This is a genomic window from Photorhabdus viridis (assembly GCF_040256935.1).
GTDB lineage: Bacteria > Pseudomonadota > Gammaproteobacteria > Enterobacterales > Enterobacteriaceae > Photorhabdus > Photorhabdus viridis.
Window position 1 is genome coordinate 1 of record NZ_JBEJZY010000580.1, and the last position, 223, is coordinate 223.

At 59.6% G+C, this 223-nt stretch carries 1 protein-coding gene; it reads right to left on the reverse strand.

All coding sequences use genetic code 11. The features are described 5' to 3' along the window. Positions 1–223: type VI secretion system baseplate subunit TssK (gene tssK, locus ABR397_RS25760; RefSeq protein ID WP_350307964.1), on the reverse strand; the 223-nt coding region annotated here is incomplete at both ends.

Sequence of the window (223 nt, forward strand, 5' to 3'; positions counted from 1 at the left end):
GGTGAGATACTGGCTGTTTTCCATCCCGTCAACGCGCAGCGAGACGGCATAACGGGCCGCCGCCATCGACTCACTGCGGTCACTGAATTCATCCTGTACCGGCACCCACTCTTGTCGGTAACGTACCGGGCGGTCAGCCTGTTCACCGGGTTTAAGGCAATTGCCGCCATTGGCATACATGTGCGGCAACGCCAGCAGGACGGTAACCTGTTGCGTCTCTGCC